The 3,921-nt window shown below is 63.8% G+C and carries 3 protein-coding genes; all 3 read left to right on the plus strand.

Features of this window, described 5'->3' with window-relative positions:
* The first annotated feature begins 14 nt into the window (after positions 1–14).
* A complete protein-coding gene (locus RBB47_RS30905) occupies positions 15–506 on the plus strand; it encodes a (2Fe-2S)-binding protein (protein WP_305989784.1) in 492 nt (163 codons plus the stop codon).
* Between the two features lie 184 nt (positions 507–690).
* Positions 691–3,051 (plus strand): xanthine dehydrogenase family protein molybdopterin-binding subunit, encoded by a 2,361-nt coding sequence (locus RBB47_RS30910; RefSeq protein ID WP_305989782.1) that lies wholly within the window; start codon positions 691–693, stop codon positions 3,049–3,051.
* 70 nt (positions 3,052–3,121) lie between these two features.
* On the plus strand, positions 3,122–3,921 hold an 800-nt coding region (locus RBB47_RS30915), incomplete at its 3' end, for a xanthine dehydrogenase family protein subunit M (RefSeq protein ID WP_305989783.1).

Consider the following 3,921-nt stretch of genomic DNA (forward strand, 5'->3'; position numbering starts at 1 on the left):
AGGGAGAGGAATTTATGTCGAAGGTATCGATGGTTTTGAACGGGAAGTCTGTTTCGGCGGATGTTGAGGACCGTACGTTGCTTGTGTCTTTCATCCGCGATGTTCGCGGTCTGACGGGGACGCATGTCGGGTGTGACACGTCGCAATGCGGGGCGTGTGTTGTTCATGTTGACGGCAAGGCTGTGAAGGCGTGCACGTTGCTTGCCGCCCAGGCGGACGGGTCTGAGGTTGTGACGCTTGAGGGTGTCGGGTCTGCGGATGCGCTTCATCCTGTTCAGGCAGCGTTCCGGGAGCATCACGGTCTTCAGTGCGGTTTTTGCACGCCGGGGATGATCATGAGCGCGATCGACATGATCAACCGCTACGGTGCGGGCAATCTGGACGAGGCGACGATCCGGGCTGAGCTTGAGGGCAACATCTGCCGGTGCACGGGCTATCACAACATCGTCAAGGCGATCAAGGCGGCGTCCGACCAGATGGCGGGCATGGCGCAGGCGGCCGAGTAGGGCCGGGTTTTATCTTCGTGCGCGGAACGGCCCGCGCCGTGAGACAGCGCAAGACCCACCAGCTTGTCGCAGGCGCCGGGAGGATACGGCGCAGACGGGCGTAACCGCCGGGTCTTGGCGGACATCCCGGGCTTTTGAAGGGCCGGGCACTTCCGGGGGCGGACCGGATTTTGGGAGAAAGAGAATGGCAATTGAGGGGATTGGCGCCAGGGCGCTGCGCAAGGAAGACAAGCGGTTCTTGACCGGCAAGGGTCAGTATACGGATGACATGGTGATGCCGGGGATGGGCCATGCGGCCTTTGTGCGCTCACCGCATGCGCATGCGAAGGTGACGGGGGTTGATGCCAGCGCGGCGCTGGCGATGCCGGGCGTTGATGCGGTTCTGACCGGGGACCAGCTTGTGGGCGATGGCATCGGCAACCTGATTTGCGGCTGGATGATCCATTCCAAGGACGGCACGCCGATGAAGATGGGCGGCTGGCGGGCGCTTGAGCATGAGGTCGTGCGCCATGTGGGCCAGGCGGTCGCGGTTGTCGTGGCCGACACGGCAGCGCAGGCGCGCGATGCGGCCGATGCGGTGGTTGTCGATTATGAGGAACTGCCGGCTGTGGTGGATCCGGTGGCCGCGCTTGAGCCGGGAGCTCCGCAGATCCATCCGGAGGCGGAAGGCAACCTGATCTACGACTGGGAGATCGGCGATGCGGCTGCGGTGGATGCGGCCTTTGCGGGCGCGGCCCATGTGACGAAGATGGAGATCCGCAACAACCGTCTGGTGCCGAACCCGATGGAGCCGCGGGCGGCCCTTGCCAGCTACAATGATGCCGAAGAGCATCACACGCTCTATACGACGTCGCAGAACCCGCATGTGGCGCGGCTTGTGCTGTCGGCGTTCTATAATGTGGCCCCCGAGCATAAGCTGAGAGTGATCGCGCCGGATGTGGGCGGCGGCTTCGGCTCCAAGATCTACATCTATCCGGAAGAGATGGTCTGCCTGTGGGCGTCCAAGCGGGTCGGACGCCCGGTGAAATGGGTGTCGGACCGCACCGAAGCGTTCCTGACCGATGCCCATGGGCGCGATCATGTGTCTGAGGCGGAACTGGCGCTGGATGCGGACAACAAGATTGTCGGGCTCCGGGTGAAGACGATTGCCAATCTGGGCGCCTACATGTCGCTGTTCTCGTCGGCGGTTCCGACCTATCTTTATGCAACGCTTCTGTCGGGCCAGTACAACATCCCGGCGATCCACGCCAATGTGAAGACGGTCTATACCAACACCACGGCGGTGGATGCCTATCGCGGGGCGGGGCGTCCGGAGGCGACCTATCTGCTGGAGCGGATCATGGAGACGGCGGCACGCGAGGTGGGCCTGTCGCCTGCGGACTTCCGGCGCAAGAACTTCATCAAGGAGTTCCCGCACCAGACGCCGGTGATCATGTGCTACGACGCGGGCGATTATGACGCGACGCTGGATGCGGCGCTTCAGGCGGCCGACCATGCCGGCTTTGCAGCGCGCAAGGCGGAGGCGGCCTCCCGGGGCAAGCTGCGCGGTATCGGGATCTCCTGCTATATCGAGGCTTGCGGCATTGCGCCGTCGGCGGCGGTGGGCTCGCTCGGGGCCGGGGTCGGTCTCTGGGAATCTGCGGAAGTCAGGGTGAACCCGGTTGGCACGGTCGAGGTTCTGACGGGTTCGCACAGCCATGGCCAGGGTCATGAGACGACCTTTGCGCAGCTGATCTGCGAGCGCTTTGGCCTTGACAGCGATGCGGTGTCGATCGTTCACGGCGACACGGACAAGGTCCAGTTCGGCATGGGCACCTACGGCTCGCGGTCCGGTGCCGTCGGCATGTCGGCGATCGTGAAGGCGCTGGACAAGGTGGAAGCAAAGGCGAAGAAGATCGCCGCGCACCTGATGGAGGCCGCGGAGGGCGACATCCAGATCGAGGGCGGCGAGTTGAAGGTCGCGGGCACGGACAAGAAGCTCAGCTTCACCGAGGTGGCGCTTGCCGCCTATACGGGACACAACCTGCCTGAAGGCATGGAGCCGGGCCTGAAGGAAGGCGCGTTCTACGATCCGTCGAACTTCACCTTCCCGGCGGGCACTTATGTGTGCGAGGTGGAGGTTGATCCTGAGACCGGCAAGACGGAGATCATCAGCTTCGTGGCCGCGGACGACTTCGGCAACATCATCAATCCGATGATCGTTGAGGGTCAGGTCCATGGTGGTCTGGTGCAGGGGATCGGCCAGGCGCTTCTGGAGAATGCGGCCTATGACGAGAGCGGCCAGCTTCTGACGGCGTCCTACATGGACTACACCATGCCGCGCGCGGACGATGTGCCGTCCTTCAGCCTGTCGACCCACGTCACCGAATGCCCGGGCAACCCGCTCGGCATGAAGGGTTGCGGGGAGGCCGGTGCGATCGGGTCTCCGCCTGCGGTGATCAACGCGATCACGGATGCGATCGGGTCGAACGACCTGACCATGCCGGCGACACCTGAAAAGGTGTGGCAGCTGTGCCAGGCGCAGATGAAGCAGGCAGCCGAATAAAGGTTTGAGCGTTTTGCGGGCAGGGGATCTGCCCGCTCCACTGAACTTCAGATTTTTGGGGAGACCCGACATGTATGAAACGACCTATCACCGCGCCGGTTCGGTTGCAGAAGCAGCGGAGCTGATGTCCAAGTCCGATGACGGCAAGGTGCTTGGCGGCGGGCAGACGCTGCTGCCGACGATGAAGCAGCGCCTTGCGGCGCCGAGCGATCTGGTGGATGTGACCAAGATTGCGGAGATGAACGGCATCTGCGAGGGCGAGGGCACCCTCTCGATCGGAGCGGCCACGACCCACGCGGAAGTGGCGTCTTCGGACCTGGTCAAACAGAAGCTGCCGAGCCTTGCGGGCCTTGCCGGTCATATCGGCGACCCGGCGGTCCGGCACATGGGCACGATCGGCGGCTCGATCGCCAACAACGACCCGGCGGCGGACTATCCGGCAGCGCTGGTGGCGCTCGGGGCAACGGTGGTGACCAGCAAGCGCTCGCTCAGCGCCGAAGACTTCTTCGTCGGCATGTTCGACACGGCGCTGGACGAGGACGAGATCGTGGTCTCGGTGACCTTCCCGCTGATCGAAAAGGGCGCCTATGCCAAATACCCGAACCCGGCCTCGCGCTACGCCATGGCAGGGGTTTATGTGGCCAAACACCAGGACGGCTCGGTGCGGGTCGCGGTGACCGGTGCCGGCCATTACGGCGTCTTCCGGGTCGACGGAATGGAAGCAGCCCTTCAGGGCAACTGGTCCCCGGACGCGGTCGCAGACATCAAGGTGGACGCCGGATCCATGCTGCACGATATCCACGGATCGGCCGCCTACCGCGCAAACCTCGTCACCGTCATGGCCAAACGCGCCGTCAAAGCAGCTGGGTA

This window comes from Roseibium sp. MMSF_3544 (assembly GCF_030732845.1).
Classification (GTDB): Bacteria; Pseudomonadota; Alphaproteobacteria; order Rhizobiales; family Stappiaceae; genus Roseibium.

Excerpts from the sequence above, each read along its gene's own strand:
- RBB47_RS30910 (WP_305989782.1), top strand. The coding sequence starts at position 691 with ATGGCAATTGAGGGGATTGGCGCCAGGGCGCTGCGCAAGGAAGACAAG.
- RBB47_RS30905 (WP_305989784.1), top strand. The coding sequence starts at position 15 with ATGTCGAAGGTATCGATGGTTTTGAACGGGAAGTCTGTTTCGGCGGAT.